The sequence below is a fragment of the Spirosoma arboris genome (assembly GCF_009754945.1).
Classification (GTDB): domain Bacteria; phylum Bacteroidota; class Bacteroidia; order Cytophagales; family Spirosomataceae; genus Spirosoma; species Spirosoma arboris.
Genome location: NZ_WPIN01000001.1, coordinates 273,270 through 289,077, shown reverse-complemented (window position 1 = coordinate 289,077; position 15,808 = coordinate 273,270). Strand labels below are relative to the sequence as shown.

Sequence of the window (15,808 nt, the reverse complement as noted above, 5' to 3'; positions counted from 1 at the left end):
GACCACCTTAGCTCATCGATCAGGCGATAACAGGAATTTTATCAGTTATGAGTAATCAATCCCCATCATTCACTATCCTTGGAGGAGGTATCGTAGGGCTGACAACTGCCCTTGCGTTACAAAAAATCGGCATTCAGGCTACCGTTTTTGAGGCTGCCCCAACCATCAAACCATTAGGAGCAGGCTTAGCCCTTGCTGCCAATGCGATTAAAGCGTTTCAGCGACTAGGCATTGCCGATGACGTGATTCAGGCAGGCAGGCTTCTAGATGCGTTTACCATTTACGACCAACACGGATTCGTTATTACCCGTACCGACAGCCGCGCCGTTAGCCAGAAATACGGTCTTGACAACTTTAGTATTCACCGGGCCGCTTTGCATCAGGTACTCTTGAGTCAACTTGGCAACGGAGTCGTCCGAACCGGTAAGCGCGGTATAGGGATGTATCAACAGGCCGATACGATTTCCGTTCAATTCGATGATGGCACCACACACGAAACCGACTATTTACTGGTAGCTGATGGTATCCATTCGCCTATTCGGAAGCAATTGTTACCCGAATCGAAGCCTCGTTACGCAGGCTATACCTGTTGGCGGGCGGTAGTCGACGCTACGGACCTAAATCTGTCAGAAGCCTCTGAAACCTGGGGACCAAATGGCCGATTTGGCTTAGTCCCGTTGGCTAACAAGCAGTTATACTGGTTTGCCACCTTAACCGCTCCCGCCAACGACGCCCGAATGCGCCAGCTTACGCCCGACGATCTACTCCGGCAATTCGCCGGTTACGCTTCGCCAATCCGGGATGTTCTTTCACGTACGCCAGACAACGCACTAATCTGGAGCGACATCTGCGATCTGAAACCGCTGGAACGCTATGCATTCGACAACGTTGTTCTGCTGGGCGATGCTGCCCACGCCACTACGCCTAATATGGGGCAGGGTGCCTGTCAGGCTATTGAAGACGCTGTTGTACTGGCCGATGAACTTGCTCGGGGTGGTGCTATACCAGCTGCATTCCAGCGGTTTGAGCAACGGCGTCTAAAACGCACCCAAACAATTATTGAAACATCCCGGCGCATTGGTGCTGTTGCCCAATTGGAAAATCGATGGCTGACAACACTACGCAATGGTCTGTTCCGGCTATTACCGGCCAGTGTTAATGAACGACAGTTGGAAATGTTATACCAGGTAGATTTTTAAGTTTACAAACGTTTTCAATAAAAGCCTCACCTATAATCGTTTCGCAAAATGTCGTAATTTTCGTCTATGAACGTTCCTCTTTCTGCTCTTTCGTTTGATGCACTTAATGACCGCTGGGTACGCCTGATTGGCATTCCTGTGGCGGTGCTGCCGTTTGTGCTACTTACGATTGCTGCGTATGGATATAATGGGCGACTGGTTGTGCTAACAATTGTCTGGGGACTAGTTTCTACTACGCTACTCTGGCATTTGCTGTTATGGTGGGTGGTAAAGATTCGCATGGAATACCCCGGCCGGCCGAATACGGGTAAACGTATCTGGAAAACATTTGGAGGATATTCCCTTTTCACGGTGGTCGACCAACTTTTCGAAACCAGAACGTTGTACTTACTCGATCCGAGCGGTCGTATACCGGAACCCATCTTCCCTGACGATTATCTACTACCGATAGCGATGGCGTTATTTTTTGTGGTGGTCGTTGGAAGTTACTATGAAGGCTCCTACAACCTGCGCCAGTACCGCCAGGCCGTCGAGCGGGCGGAAGCCGTCAAAAAAAATCAGCTTTTAAGTGAACTAGCCCGGCTTAAAAATCAAGTTAATCCCCATTTCTTATTCAATAGTCTTAACTCATTATCGGCCCTGATTAGTGAAGATCGCAGACGAGCCAGCGCTTTTCTGGATGAATTAGCCAGTGTATATCGCTATATGCTTCAGGCCAGCCAACGACCATTGGTCCCTCTAACCGATGAATTAGCGTTTCTGGATGCCTATCGATACTTGTTAAATGAACGATATGGCCGAACGCTATGCTGGCAAATTGAGGCAAAAGCGGCTGCCTATGACCTGCTTTTACCCCCACTAACCCTACAAATACTGGTAGATAATGCGCTTAGATATAACAGCCTGCTACAGAGTGCTCCGCTGACGATTACGATTCGTTCTTTAGCCGGGAATCGGCTTGAAGTTAGCAACTTACTTCAGCGAAAGTCGGTACAGGTAGCCACGCAGGGAGGTGGACTTGGTCAATTGGCTGCTCAATTTTCGGCACTGGGTCTTCCCTCGCTGTATATTTTCGACAATGGGCAGACGTTTAGTGTCACGCTGCCGCTGTCTACGCAACGATCAACCGAAATTAACGTCTTAGCCAGCTGACCGACAGTGAACCTGAACATTTTCACGCAACAGGACACCCGTATCGCGCTGATTATCTTGCCCGTTTATTTCGGTATACTCAATTATGCCCTATTTGGACCCACTTATTTCGAGCAGCTGGATGTATTTCTGCTGGCGACAATAAGTATCATTATTTTCTGGACACCCGCCTATTTTCTGCATGCCGTTCCTGCCCTCTGGCTGCGGCAACGTTTCCCAAACATTCGACAAACACCCCTTCGGTTGGTCCTCGCCTGGAGTATTCACGTCGTTATGTCATCGACCATGATTCTGGGCTTTTTCTACGGTTACAAATGGGTACATTTTCCAGGCTATGTATTTGATGAAACACGCTTACAATTGACCCTCATTATCAGCGCCATAGCCAATTTGATTGTCAATGTCGTTCATGAAAGCATTTACACGTTCGAACAATGGGATGCCGCTCTTCGCGAAGCTGACCAACTCCAGCAGGCCAATTTACGTAGTCAGCTCGACGGATTAAAAGGGCAAATCAGTCCTCATTTTCTGTTTAATGCGCTTAACTCCCTCTCCTCGCTTATTGAAGATGATCCCGAACAGGCGCAACACTTTATTGATGAAATGAGCAGCGTGTACCGGTATCTATTGCGGGCAAATGAGACCGAACTGACAACGCTGGCTCAAGAGCTGGCATTTACCCGCTCTTATTTCCACTTACTAAGAACTCGTCATGGCGAACATCTTCGGCTAGAAGAAATCATTGATGAGCAATACCTTACCTATCAACTACCGCCCCTAACGCTGCAATTGTTGCTTGAAAATGCGGTCAAGCATAACATCATTTTACCCGAACAACCTCTCCATATCCGTATCGAAACTCATGGCGACGGAAGGCTTGTTGTGCAGAATAATCTGCAACGTAAAACGGTTCATGTCTTATCCAATCAGGTAGGATTGAGCAATATCATCAATAAGTATCGGCTACTGGGTAATGGAGATGTTGAGGTGCGGGACGAAGCGCCATACTTTACGGTAACCTTGCCCTTAATTCGTTCCAGGGCTTTCTCAGAAAGTCCTACTGCGATTTCAAACAGTGTCTGAAACAATTGGGCTACTTCATGTTCCGCTTCACGGGCATTTTATACAAATTCAATTCCCGATTTAGCGGCCTCGCAGGCTAGCCCATTGCCAGACAAACCCGTTAATTAGTAGCTTTAAGAGTCGATATAACCGAGACTCCCAAACGCCTTTGATTATGAATGTACTGATCGTTGAAGATGAAGAGCTAGCCGTTCGCAAACTGACCAAACTTTTGCAGGATGTAGACCCAACCCTACAAATTGTTGGAACGACTGCCAGCGTGAGAGCATCCGTAGCCTGGCTCCAGGAAAACCCCGCTCCCGACCTGATTCTGATGGATATTGAACTGGCTGACGGTCAAAGCTTTGAAATATTTGAACAAACCTCAGTCGAGTCGCCTATCATTTTTACAACTTCTTACGACGAGTATGCCTTAAAAGCATTTAAGGTCAATAGCATCGATTATCTGCTCAAACCGATTAAGCGTCAGGAACTGGAGGCCAGTTTAGCTAAGCAAAGGCGGATGCTCACGCAACCAGTTGTGGAGCCCATGGGAACAGCCACCATCAATGCCCTGGTTCAGCAACTTCGTCAACAGATTCAACCCGCCGAATATCGGAAACGTTTTTTAGTCAAACACCTGTCGCAGTGGCTACCAATCGACGTAGCCGACATTGCTTATTTTTATTCTGAAGATGGCGTGAGCCTGTTCCGAACCCGTACGAATCAGAAATTTTCAGTCGATTATACGCTTGATGAACTGGAAGCGATGCTGGAACCTACCCAGTTTTTCCGGGCCAATCGGCAATTTGTGGTCGAAATCACCGCTGTCCAGCAGGTACATTCGTATTTTAATAACAAACTAAAACTAACCCTCCGCCCTACCCCCGACGACGAAGTGTTGGTGAGCCGCGAACGGGCAATGGAGTTTAAAAAATGGATGGGCAAATAAGCTGTACGTGCTGAATTAAACGATTACATCAGAAGCTGATCGTTGCCGATGCTTTCAGCGCAAACGAGTTGAATGGGATGCCATTAGGCCCATCATCCAGATAATCCAGCCGGTGAATGGCCTGAATTCGAATCAGTTTGAAGATATTATCAATCCCGTAGCCAACTTCCACGTATGGCTTGTTTCCATCCAGTGCGCCAAAGAAAATGGGTCTGGTTCCATTGGGCAATGGTTTAGCACTCGAAACGGCCTGATTCTCTTTCGACAAACTACCCCAGAGTGCGTCTACGTTGGCAATTAATCGCCAGTTTAGTTTCCTGATACCTGGTATACGATTGAACAGTAATCCTTCAAACCGATGCTGGATATGAACAGCGACAAAGCGATCACTGACAAACTCGTAAAACTGCATGCGATTGAAGGTATTGGTCGTTAGCAACGGAGTCGGATTACCAATGTGTGGGAATAACATGGGCGCAGGCATTACATCTGGCGTAAAACCAGCCGACAGCAGATAGGTCATCCGGCCAAGTGCACCAAGTCGTAGGGATTGCTGTGCCCGTAGTGTAATCCGCTGATAATTAAAATCGCTTCCGAGTGATTTCAGACCACGCGTATAGCGAATCGTGAGTACAGGAGCGCGTTTCGTTCCGAGCGTAATACGCTCATTACCATCCATCAGGTATTTTTCCTTCCGAGCTAACCGCGCTTCGATTGACCAGTAAGCATCGTTAATATCAGATTGCAAAGGCGACAGATCACCCAGTTCAGGGTTCTGTCGAAAGTGAAACGGGAAGAGCGGGTTGAATGTCCGACTACCTACCATAGCCGTTAGCAAAATTCCTTTGACTGGCTCTGTTTTGAAGAAAGCTTCCTTCTGATAGCTTTGATAGCCCCCTCGATACCGTCCAAAGCGACTGAGAGCGTAGAAAATCCGATTGCCCCCAATTAGCTCAGGCGTCAGGCCCAATCGCTCCAGGTCATTGGCAATACGAACACCGGCCACTGTCCAGTGCTGTCGCGAGAATAGGTAATCGATTTCGCCCCCATATTTAAACTCTTTGTCCAGCGTGCCATACGCGACATAGCCACGAAGTATCCAATTACGACTAAACTGCTCGTTGGTACGGAATCCGATGCGCGTCCGTAACCCTTCGACACTATTTACGGCAAATAAATAAGGATAGGGACCAAGGTCGAAACCACCGAGTTTATAATAGCCTGTCACCGCCACCTGCCCTACAGCTTCGGCCATCTTTACTGCTGGTACAGCGCGTAATTTCTCAATGATCTGACGCGTTTTCAGATCCTCTTTTCCTAGAGAATCGGACCCGGCAGCGGTTCGATAGATGGCATGCCAGTAGGCATCATTGGGGGTCGCTACCGTATCACTCGGCTCAATAGGTTGTTCATAAAACCCTACTGGTCGAGGTCGGTTCACAGTTATGTTCGTATTACGAAGGCTCACCTGAGCCCGTAGTCCGAGCGATTGTTTACCCACCCCTGTCAGGCTGGCCGAAAGCTTAATACTTACGGGCAACCACCCAGCTGTAGCCGTCGAGCCTGCCAACGAATCGATGGTTGATTCCAGTTCCTGCTCAATGGTCAGCGCACGCACGTAGTTCAGGTTAGCTCCCTTGCCAATTCTGGCCTCAATCTGGCAGAGTGCAAACGAGGTGGTGTCGATCCAGGCTTTGCCGATAAACGCCAGGTCTTCCTGCCGTTTCGGATCGAACTGTATTTCGTAACAGATATGGTCGCCAATCTGGGTTGTATCGGCCAGGAAAAATTCGTACCAGTTTCGCCAGTTGTCGCCGATGGGCGAAGCAAAATCCTTACCCAGAATTGGAATGTAGTTGTCGTAGAAATTCTGGCTAACGAGGTTCGTACCACCCAGCAACTGTGAACTAAGTCCGGCATCATCGACCGCTACCCCCTTAATGCGCGTTTTACGAATGTCTTCGCGTTTACGTTCGGGAGCCGTTCTAAAATAATAGCGTGACACTGACTCGGAGGCTAGTAGCGGTAGCAGTCTATGCCCTTCATCGTCAACAATTGAATCCTGTTTACTCATCGCTTCGTTAATTCGCTTGATGAGCGGATTCTTCCGCATTCGCTCCGTTACATGACTCAGCGCAATGTCGGTTTTAACATAGCTGTCGTATTCATACGCAGCCAGTCTTTTGCGGTCGTTGATGGATCGGTTTTTACGGACTTGCCGAAGGACCCGCCAGGCCGGGTTTTCGCCTGCTTTTACGGTTACCTCCTGTAAGGCATTACCCGCCGGTGCAAGTTTAAAATCCAGCGCCTGCGTAGTCCGTTCTGGATCGATAGCCTGACGAAGAGCCTTATAGCCCATTGAGCTAACGGCAAGGGAATCTGATAAAATTTTGACTTTGAGTGTGTAGCGACCTTTTTCGTCTGTCAACGTACCGCTCCGACGGCCTACAAGGGCAACACTGGCAAATGGTATCGGCTCGCCTGTTTGAGCATCTGTAACCAAACCAGTAACTGTATAATCAGTCTGCGCTTTTACGGTACTGCTAATACTGACAAGTGCTAAACAGAAGAAAAAGAGCAGTAATCGGTATAGAGGTGTCTTCATAAAAATTACGGTCGGCTAAATTACGAAAAACTTACCAATTCCGAATCCTATAAAGAAGCCTAATTAGTACAAATAAGTCCTTAATTGTCAAAATATTGACACCAACCGTTTCCTACTCATTGACAGTTAAATATACTCAAGAAAAATTAAGTAGTTAATTGAGTAATTTTAGCAGCAAGCCAAGCTCTATTTGCTACTTGTTTCTCTACTAACCAACTAGCCAGATACGATCAGCATCAGCACCTTGCTCGGTCCACTCAACCAGTACCTGTTGCGACTCAAGCGTATTAACACGCTTACCCGTATAGTCGGGCTTGATGGGTAAATCACGATTATATCGTCGGTCAATCAACACCAGTAACTCAACTTTTCGGGGACGACCAAAAGCGGTCATTGCATCAAGAGCCGCCCGAACCATCCGGCCCGTAGCCAGCACATCATCGATTAAGATGACCCGTTTATTTTCAATAATAAAGGGCACATGCGTTGTGTTAGGGCGCAAGGGAGAGTCGCGTCGACGGAAATCATCGCGATAAAAAGTAGCGTCTAAATACCCTAGAGGCACGGTTTTACCCAGCGCCCGATTCAGTTCACGCGCAACCCGTTCAGCGAAATAAATGCCCCGAGGCTGCATGCCCAGAATAACTGTATCGGCAAAATCCTGGTAGGTTTCAATTAACTGTTGGGCTAATCGGCTAATCACAATTTCGAGTAGCGGACTAGACAAAATCAGGCGTTGTTGGTTCATGAGGTAAAAATAGTCAGTAAGTCGTAATAGTTGACCGTTACCTAACGACTGTGGACTATTACGACCTATAAAGCCCACATATTCCCAATTGTCACTACATTAGTAGGCTATAAATTTGGCGGTCTGGTGTGAACCCCGTTTCTATGATCCGAAGCATTACCATTGGACTCTTATTGGTGCTCGGGCTGATTTTTGCCGAAAGTAAGGCACAACCCAATATAGCAGGTTTCTGGCTTGGGGTAACGTATCCTACCAACCCAAATCAGACAATCTATAATTATGCCCTGCAAATCAATCAGTCTAATTTTACATTTAGTGGTACCGCACAAACCTCCAATCCGAAAGTACCCTTCGGCGGAGTTGCCTATATAAAAGGAAACATCGCTGGTTCAGCCATTACGTTTGATGAAGCGGATAAAAATGGCAGCACAGCCGTCAAAAATATTTGCTTCTGGCACGGTGCAGTAACCTATAACCCCGTCGATGAAAGCCTGATTGGAACCTATAAGAACATTGTAAACGGCACAACCTGTACTGACACCTCGGGCGGTAAAGTCGAACTTTACCGGGTCGTTCTGAAATCAGGTAGTCCCATCTGTAAAGGTAGTCCAGCTAATTTAGTGGTTACGGGTAAAAATATTCGCTGGTATTCATCCTCCTCAGGTACTAATTTACTGGCAACCGGTAATACTTACAGTCCCAAAATCACACAGACAACTACGTTCTATATCACGCAAACGCTATATCAGAACGAAAGTCCGCCCGTTCCGATCACGGTTGAAGTTATTGAACCAGCCTTTAAGGCCACCTCTACCAATACTGGCTGCGATAAAGCCAATGGATCTATTGAGGTAGTTGCGTCGGGGTCAACGGGCTGGCAGTATAGTTTAAACGGAGGAGCGTTCCAGTCAACGCCTATATTCAGTAGTCTTAGTCCTGGCTCCTACACGGTTGTTGCCAAAGATGCCGCTGGCTGTCAGGCTGCGCAATCCGTTAGCATCACGACCGATACTGCGCCTAGCATTAGCAGCCTGAAAAGCACACCACCCCATTGCGAAACAGCCAATGGTGAAGTCACCGTCGTGGCTACCGGTGGTAAAGCGCCCCTAACATACTCGATTGATTATGGCGTTTCGTTTCAATCCAGCCCACTTTTCACGAAGCTGGCGGGTGGCACCTATACACTTCGTGCACGCGATGCGAATGGCTGTGAAACTAATAGTGCGATTAGCCTGCCAGCCTTTAAACCAATGGTTATTCTGAGCACAGCCACTGTACCTACCTCTTGTGGACAGGCAAATGGTCAGGCAAATCTGACAACTTCGGGCGGCACCAGTCCGGTTCAGTATAGTATTAACAGCACTGTATTTCAGACCAATACTATTTTTACGGGGCTAAAAGCAGGAAATTATACCCTTGTGGCCCGCGATAATGAAGGCTGTACTGTTACTCAATCGGTTAGTGTGGCCTCCAGTTCAGGTCCACAACTGGTCGATATGAGCATAACGGGCGCAGCATGCGGCCAGCAGAATGGAGCCATTTTGATTACCTCCACGCGTGCGGTCGGACTGGATGAGTATTCGCTCGATGGGCAACTATTTCAATCGTCAACCACATTTACGAGCCTGAGTGGCGGTGCATACACCCTGACGATACGCGATGATAAAAACTGCGTGATCACCCAGCCGGTTCGGGTTTCGCTCGATTGTGCTAATCTCATTCATCTGCCAGCCGCTTTCTCTCCCAATCATGACAATTACAATGATGCGCTTACGGCTTACTTTACCTTCCCATCGTTAACAATTTTGCGGTTTACGGTTTACGATCGCTGGGGTACAGTCATGTATAATCGTGCTAATTTTGCGCTATCAACTGGTGAACCACTCTGGGATGGCCTGATTAATGGCCAATCAGCCCCGACGGGTATATATATATACCGAATGGATTGTCTGTTTCCCGATGGCACCCAAACGACCTATCGTGAATCGGTAGCACTATTGAACTAATTGGTTATGAAATTTTTGATTGTTGGTCTGGGCAATATTGGCCCCGAATACGCGCTTACCCGTCATAATGCTGGCTTTATGGTTCTAGACCGACTGGCAGCACAGCATGACTTCACGTTCTCAATGACTCGCCTGGCCTACACCGCTAAATGGCAGCATAAAGGCAAGCAACTATTTTTTGTGAAGCCTACGACCTACATGAACCTTAGTGGGCGGGCTGTATCATATTATATGAAGCAGGAGAACATTCCCGTTGAAAACATCCTGATTATCACCGACGATAAAGATTTGCCTTTTGGCAAACTACGTCTGAAGCCCAAAGGCTCGCCGGGTGGCCATAATGGATTGAAGAACATTGATGAGGTGCTGAACACGCAGGAATATGCCCGGCTTCGGGTGGGAATTGGCAATAATTTCTCGAAAGGCAGGCAGATTGATTTCGTATTAGGGCAGTTTCCGGAAGACGAATTGATTCAGTTACCAGACTATTTAGACCGGGTGGGCAATGCTTCCCTCAGTTTTTGTACTATGGGCATACAGGCCACCATGAATAATTACAACCAATGATATAACTTTTTAAAGAATTTTATAATTTTACTAAGGCATATTTTATAGATATAAAGAAACGTTAATGCAATATATCGTTTGGTTTTTAGTCAAAAAAAATCATTAATATCAAAAATTTAAATCAAAACCAGCATTAAATTCGGAACAATATTCTGCAAAGGCCCTATATAGGCTTTTGCAGTTTAGGAATTTCTATAGACATTTGTGCGTTCAGTAATCAAAACCAAATAGAACAAAACAATGAAAACGCGTGTTATCTTTGCATCACTGATTCTTGGATTAGGATTAGCAACAACTCAGGCAACCGCGGCTACCACCACCAACACTGATGATAGCCCGGCAGCCAATAAGCCGGCAAGTACTATGCTTGTCAATGGTTCGGAGAAGCTTTTTGCTTCGTATGCCGAACAAAACATTGCCAAGTTTGTAAATACTACCAACTGGCAAAACTTTATGAGCGTTGTCTCGTTGTACAACCAAAACCCGGTCGCTGTGCTGGCAATTAGCCCCGCCGACCGTGCTAAGTTCAACGAAGCTGCCACTCAACTAACTAATAAACTGGCTAAGCATAAAGATGCAAACGCCAATCGCTGGATGAACCAGGCCGATCATACAAGCCGGATGATTAACTTCATTTGGAGCACAGATCAACCAACCAGCGAAGTACCTGAAATTCAGTAATTTGGAATAAATTCCGAATTAGCCAGGTATTTGGAACAGAAAAGAGTAAAAGTTAGTTTTTCATGTAGAAAAGGTTAAGGGTTTAGGAATAGTCAGTATAGGGTTCTCTGCACGTTCAGGGAACCTTATCTTTTTTATAGGGTTTTAGATCACTATGACAATCCAGGATCTCCGCGATCGTAACCTCATTATATTCGAATGCATTAGCGGCAGCCGTGCCTATGGAACTAATCTTCCTACATCTGACACCGATATTCGGGGTGTATTTATTCTGCCCCAGACCGATCTGTACGGGCTGAACTACATTGAGCAGGTAAACGACGATAAAAACGATGTGATTTTTTACGAGCTTCGTCGGTTTGTCGAACTGCTTTCGAAAAATAACCCGAATATTCTGGAACTGCTCTGTGCCCCAGCCGACTGCATCATTCAACAACATCCATTATTCAGTCAACTAGTACCCAGCGATTTTTTGTCCAAACTTTGCCGGGATACGTTTGCTGGCTATGCCATTAGTCAGATAAAAAAGGCACGGGGTCTGAACAAGAAAATCCTGAACCCAATGCCTAAAGAGCGGAAATCGCTGCTCAACTTTTGTTACGTATTCACCGGGCAAGGCTCTGTACCCGTTCTCGATTGGCTGACTAGTCGTGGTGAGCAATCCGAAAATTGCGGCCTGGTGAGCGTTCCTCACGTTCGCGATGTGTATGCCTTGTTTTATGATAAAACAGCAAATCTAGGTTTTCAGGGCATTATTGCCGGAGCAGATTCAACGGAGGTCTCACTAAGTAGCGTACCTAAAGGTGCTAAACCCGAAACGCACTTATATGTCAATCATGACGGCTATTCGAGTTATTGCAAAGACTATCGCGAGTATTGGGATTGGGTAGACAAACGCAATGATGCCCGCTATCAGAATACACTTGAGCATGGCAAAAACTACGACGCCAAAAATATGATGCATACGTTTCGATTGTTGGACATGGCCGCTGAGATTTTGGAAACAGGTCAGGTGCTGGTTCGTCGACCTAACCGCGATGAATTACTAAAAATCCGGTCAGGAGCTTTCGACTACGACAACCTAATCGAGCAGGCCGAACAGAAAATAATGCAGATTGATACCTTAGCCGCTAGCAGCCCCTTATCCGATCGACCGGATTTAGCTAAAATCAATAAGATTCTGGTGGAACTGCGAACAGAGTTATATGATACGGTGGCGGACTAATAAGCTAAAAATGAGTCTCTACTCTTGAATCTCATTGAAGAGACCAAAGAATTTATCCCTGATCCACTCACCTTTTTCAACGTTAAGCGATGAACACTCAGAACTGATCCTATAGTCATTCGTTCTGTGTATTCATTCAGCCTAACGTTTTATGAAACCATCTATCCTCATCTCCCTGCCAGCGAAAGCATCTCAATTTCTCCGAATTCAGTCTAAATGGCCCTTTGCCAATTATGCCTTTCTATTATTGTTTGTAGGCAGTGTAGCAACAATAAGCCGTGCTCAAACTCCGGCACTTCTGTTTGTCAAAAGTCTGGGCGGTACGAATGCCGGCACTTCGATTAAAACAGATGCCCAGGGCAACATCTATGTAACAGGTTATTTTACAGGCACTGTCGATTTTGATCCGTCGGCTAGTGTAGCCAATCTGACTGCTGTAGCCAGTGATATTTTTTTGGCAAAATATGATGCTGCAGGTAACTATGTTTGGGCCAACAGCGCAAGTGGAAATGAAAACGATTCAGAGGGTCGTAGCACCTCGTTAGTGCTAGATCAAACTGGTAGGCTACTGCTAACAGGCTACTTTACAGGAATCGTTGATTTTGACCCATCGACCAGTGTGGCCAACCTCACCTCAGCAGGTACTTATGATATCTTTGTAGCCAAGTATGATACCGATGGCAACTATATCTGGGCCAAACGTGCGGGTGGACCTAATTATGATTTTAGTTATTCGGTGGCGGTCGATGCCAGTAATAATGTGTTGCTAACGGGCTATTTTGAAAGTACAGCCGATTTTGATCCTTCATCAAACGTGGCCAGTCTAACGGCTGTGGGCAATGGCGACATTTTCGTGGCCAAATACGATGCCCAGGGCAATTATATATGGGCAAAAAACATGGGAGGAAGCAGTGTTGAAAGTGGTCAATCCCTGACGGTGGATGCTACTGGAAATATAGTGTTAACCGGGGCCTTTTCAGGTACCGTCGATTTCGACCCTTCGACAAATGTGGCTAGCCTTACCGCTCTATATAGTGATATCTTTCTGGCCAAGTATGATACCGATGGCAACTATATCTGGGCCAAGCGCATGGGCGGACCTGGTGCTAACATTGGCCGCTCGCTGGCGGTTGATGGCAATGGCAATATACTACTAACGGGGGCTTTTCGAGATACCACCGATTTTGACCCTTCAGTAGCCGTTGCCAACTTAGTCTCTGCTAAGGATGAGGAAATATTCATTGCTAAATACGATGCTTCTGGTAATTATATCTGGGCCAAACGTGCTGGCGGAAGTAGTGCCGACTTTGGCTATTCGTTGGCATTGGATGGTAGTGGCAATGTGCTGGTGGCGGGCAGTTTTTCGGGCACTGCCGATTTTGATCCCTCGGAAGCAGTTGCTAATCTGACCGCCGAGGGATACGATTCTGACATCTTCGTGGCCAAATACGATGCCCAGGGCAATTATATATGGGCAAAACGTGCAGGTGGAAATTATATTGATGTTGGCACCTCGCTGGCAGTAGACGGCAATAACAATGTGTCGCTAACGGGGTACTTTTCGGGTACTGCCGATTTTGATCCTTCGGCAAGTATAACTTCCATTGGGATCACGAACGGCTTCATGGCAAAGTATAGTCAAGAAGCCAATACTCTGCCCACCAGCGACCTGACTCCTACCCTGGTTTTGCCACAGGCTAATTTCGCAGCTTCGGGCACTGTAGGTAATCTGTTGGTTACCCTCTTTGAAGTAGCGGGATTACCAACGCCCTCGGGTCAGGTCGCCATTACAATCACGGCTCCCCTGGGCTATAGTCTTTCGTTTGCTCCCGACCTTACTAGTATCGAGGTATCAGGAGGTGATCAGAATCCCGTGGTAGTAGATAATGCGAACTGGTCGGTTACCAATGTACTAGACAACCGCCAGATTTCGCTGGTTATGAAGCCGGAGCAATTTATTACTGCTAACGGTAAGGCAAACCTTGGCTTTAGTATTACCCGTACAACTGCTAACTCAGGTAGTTTGGCTAGCATAACGGTGAATATAAAGGACGACGCAACCAAATCGTACGATAGTCTCCCGACCAATAATGTCTATGCCCGTATTATTAATGGGTTATAGATGTAGGGATAACACGCTTATCTTGTTAATCGATAAATGTACAGGGCGGCACGTTGAATTAGTAGCGGAAACTCTTTAGTATTCATCGTCTCTTCAATGCTATGTGTACCTTTCCCTGATGCGCCCAGACCATCCAGACAAGGCATATATTCTGCAACAAACGATACATCACCCGCTCCACGTGCGCCCGGATCAAAGGCACTTACTGGCCCTAAACCCATATCCTTGCTGAGTTCATCTACTTGTTTGCGTAGCTCGTCATTGGCGGCAGAGGGTTCCATACCTGGAATACCATCGGTAAACGAGATGGTTGCTTTCGTCAGAGGCAGGCTTTTATCAACGATTTCGCGCATTTTAGCTCGTGCCGCTTCTTTCTGTTTTTCGGTTAAAAAACGTAGGTCGCCTTTCACCAGGGCCGTACCGGCTACGATGTTCGTTTTGCCAATCGTTTCGGCTTTGGCCGTTTTTTCGTCATAATGTACTTCCGAGCCACCCACAATCAGGCCAGGGTTGAAAGTCAGGTATTGCTCTTGCCCCAATGTCCGTCGAAACTCGTTCAGAATCCGAACCGCTTCATAAATCGCCCCATAACCTAAGTCGCTGAAAATCCGTGACGAGTGGCCTGTTCGCGCTTTTACGTTGAGCGTCCAGCCACTCGCACCCCGCCGACCAGTTGTGACGCTACTGAGCCCTTGCGCAGTTTCGAAAGCCAGCGCTATATCGCATTTTTTAGCCCGCTCAATGAAATCCCGGCGGCTTTCAGGACCACCTGAACTCTCTTCGTCGCCCGTGAAATAGATCGTAATGGATGTATCATCAAGCAATTTTTGGGCGTGTAAGGCTTTAAGAGCCGCAATGACCACCACGTCTCCCCCTTTCATATCGGCAACGCCCTGCCCCGAGGCTGTCGAATCATTGATGCGAGTGAAGGGCTCCATTGGTAAGCTCTTTTCAAAGACCGTGTCCAAGTGGCCAATCAGAAAGAGCTTTTTGCCTTTTTTACCCTGCCTGGTGGCGACTAAATGCCCCGCCCGGTTAAGCGAATCAGGTAAAGTAACCCACTCGGTTTTGAAGCCCAGTTTGTCAAACTCGTCGGACATCAATTTTCCAACTTGCCGCACCCCTTCTTTATTAAGGGTACCGCTGTTGATATTAACGACTTTCTCCAGAAACGCTTCGGTTTCCGGCATTTGCTTTTTTACGGTGGCAATAACAGCCGTTTCGGGTTTCGAAAGTGACTGAGCCGATACACCATAGCTGGCGATCAACAAAAGGAGGAAAACTTGTTTCATGCGTGTGTTTGATTGGGCTAATGAGCTAAAATACGGAAAGTTAAAGGTCAATAAACGAACGGTTTGATTAAGTACAACTTTTACTTCGTTCTGACCTACTGAAACTAAAAATGAAGGGATGCCACCAATCCATCCAAATATTATTCTGCTATTCTCCTTATCTTCGATCAAAAAACAGGTCTCTCGTTGATACTTAA

12 protein-coding genes are annotated in these 15,808 nt (G+C 46.9%); 9 read left to right on the top strand and 3 right to left on the bottom strand.

Annotated features, from left to right (window positions below):
- Positions 1 to 47: 47 nt before the first annotated feature.
- The 4 genes from GO755_RS01215 to GO755_RS01200 all read left to right on the top strand — a co-directional run bounded on the left by GO755_RS01215 (position 48) and on the right by GO755_RS01200 (position 4,365).
- Positions 48 to 1,199, top strand: coding sequence for an FAD-dependent monooxygenase (locus GO755_RS01215; RefSeq protein ID WP_157582745.1), 1,152 nt, complete (start codon positions 48 to 50; stop codon positions 1,197 to 1,199).
- Between the two features lie 66 nt (positions 1,200 to 1,265).
- Positions 1,266 to 2,351 (top strand): sensor histidine kinase, encoded by a 1,086-nt coding sequence (locus GO755_RS01210; protein WP_157582744.1) that lies wholly within the window; start codon positions 1,266 to 1,268, stop codon positions 2,349 to 2,351.
- Positions 2,352 to 2,357: 6 nt separating this feature from the next.
- The gene (locus GO755_RS01205) at positions 2,358 to 3,434 is read left to right on the top strand and encodes a sensor histidine kinase (RefSeq protein ID WP_317165774.1); all 1,077 of its coding nucleotides are present in this window, start codon (positions 2,358 to 2,360) and stop codon (positions 3,432 to 3,434) included.
- A 154-nt stretch (positions 3,435 to 3,588) separates the two neighbouring features.
- Positions 3,589 to 4,365 carry a LytR/AlgR family response regulator transcription factor gene (locus tag GO755_RS01200; protein ID WP_157582743.1) on the top strand — a complete coding sequence of 259 codons (777 nt, stop codon included), beginning with the start codon at positions 3,589 to 3,591 and terminating at the stop codon, positions 4,363 to 4,365.
- Between the two features lie 28 nt (positions 4,366 to 4,393).
- On the opposite strand, the gene GO755_RS01195 is transcribed toward GO755_RS01200, so the two are convergent.
- Together GO755_RS01195 and pyrR are read right to left on the bottom strand one after the other, a co-directional pair.
- Positions 4,394 to 6,970: a DUF5686 and carboxypeptidase-like regulatory domain-containing protein gene (locus tag GO755_RS01195; RefSeq protein ID WP_157582742.1), complete on the bottom strand. Its 2,577-nt coding sequence runs from the start codon at positions 6,968 to 6,970 to the stop codon at positions 4,394 to 4,396.
- Between the two features lie 208 nt (positions 6,971 to 7,178).
- Positions 7,179 to 7,718, bottom strand: coding sequence for a bifunctional pyr operon transcriptional regulator/uracil phosphoribosyltransferase PyrR (gene pyrR, locus GO755_RS01190; RefSeq protein WP_157582741.1), 540 nt, complete (start codon positions 7,716 to 7,718; stop codon positions 7,179 to 7,181).
- A gap of 143 nt (positions 7,719 to 7,861) precedes the next feature.
- Here pyrR and GO755_RS01185 point away from each other — a divergent pair, with 143 nt between their 5' ends.
- The 5 genes from GO755_RS01185 to GO755_RS01165 all read left to right on the top strand — a co-directional run bounded on the left by GO755_RS01185 (position 7,862) and on the right by GO755_RS01165 (position 14,319).
- The gene (locus GO755_RS01185) at positions 7,862 to 9,724 is read left to right on the top strand and encodes an Ig-like domain-containing protein (protein ID WP_157582740.1); all 1,863 of its coding nucleotides are present in this window, start codon (positions 7,862 to 7,864) and stop codon (positions 9,722 to 9,724) included.
- A gap of 6 nt (positions 9,725 to 9,730) precedes the next feature.
- Positions 9,731 to 10,291, top strand: a complete 561-nt coding sequence (gene pth / locus GO755_RS01180) for an aminoacyl-tRNA hydrolase (protein ID WP_157582739.1) — start codon at positions 9,731 to 9,733, stop codon at positions 10,289 to 10,291.
- A gap of 240 nt (positions 10,292 to 10,531) precedes the next feature.
- On the top strand, positions 10,532 to 10,972 hold the full coding sequence (locus tag GO755_RS01175) for a hypothetical protein (RefSeq protein WP_157582738.1): 441 nt from the start codon (positions 10,532 to 10,534) through the stop codon (positions 10,970 to 10,972).
- 154 nt (positions 10,973 to 11,126) lie between these two features.
- Positions 11,127 to 12,197, top strand: coding sequence for a nucleotidyltransferase domain-containing protein (locus tag GO755_RS01170; RefSeq protein ID WP_157582737.1), 1,071 nt, complete (start codon positions 11,127 to 11,129; stop codon positions 12,195 to 12,197).
- A 151-nt stretch (positions 12,198 to 12,348) separates the two neighbouring features.
- Positions 12,349 to 14,319: an SBBP repeat-containing protein gene (locus tag GO755_RS01165; protein ID WP_157582736.1), complete on the top strand. Its 1,971-nt coding sequence runs from the start codon at positions 12,349 to 12,351 to the stop codon at positions 14,317 to 14,319.
- 17 nt (positions 14,320 to 14,336) lie between these two features.
- On the opposite strand, the gene GO755_RS01160 is transcribed toward GO755_RS01165, so the two are convergent.
- On the bottom strand, positions 14,337 to 15,611 hold the full coding sequence (locus GO755_RS01160) for a M20/M25/M40 family metallo-hydrolase (RefSeq protein WP_157582735.1): 1,275 nt from the start codon (positions 15,609 to 15,611) through the stop codon (positions 14,337 to 14,339).
- Between the last annotated feature and the right edge of the window lie 197 nt (positions 15,612 to 15,808).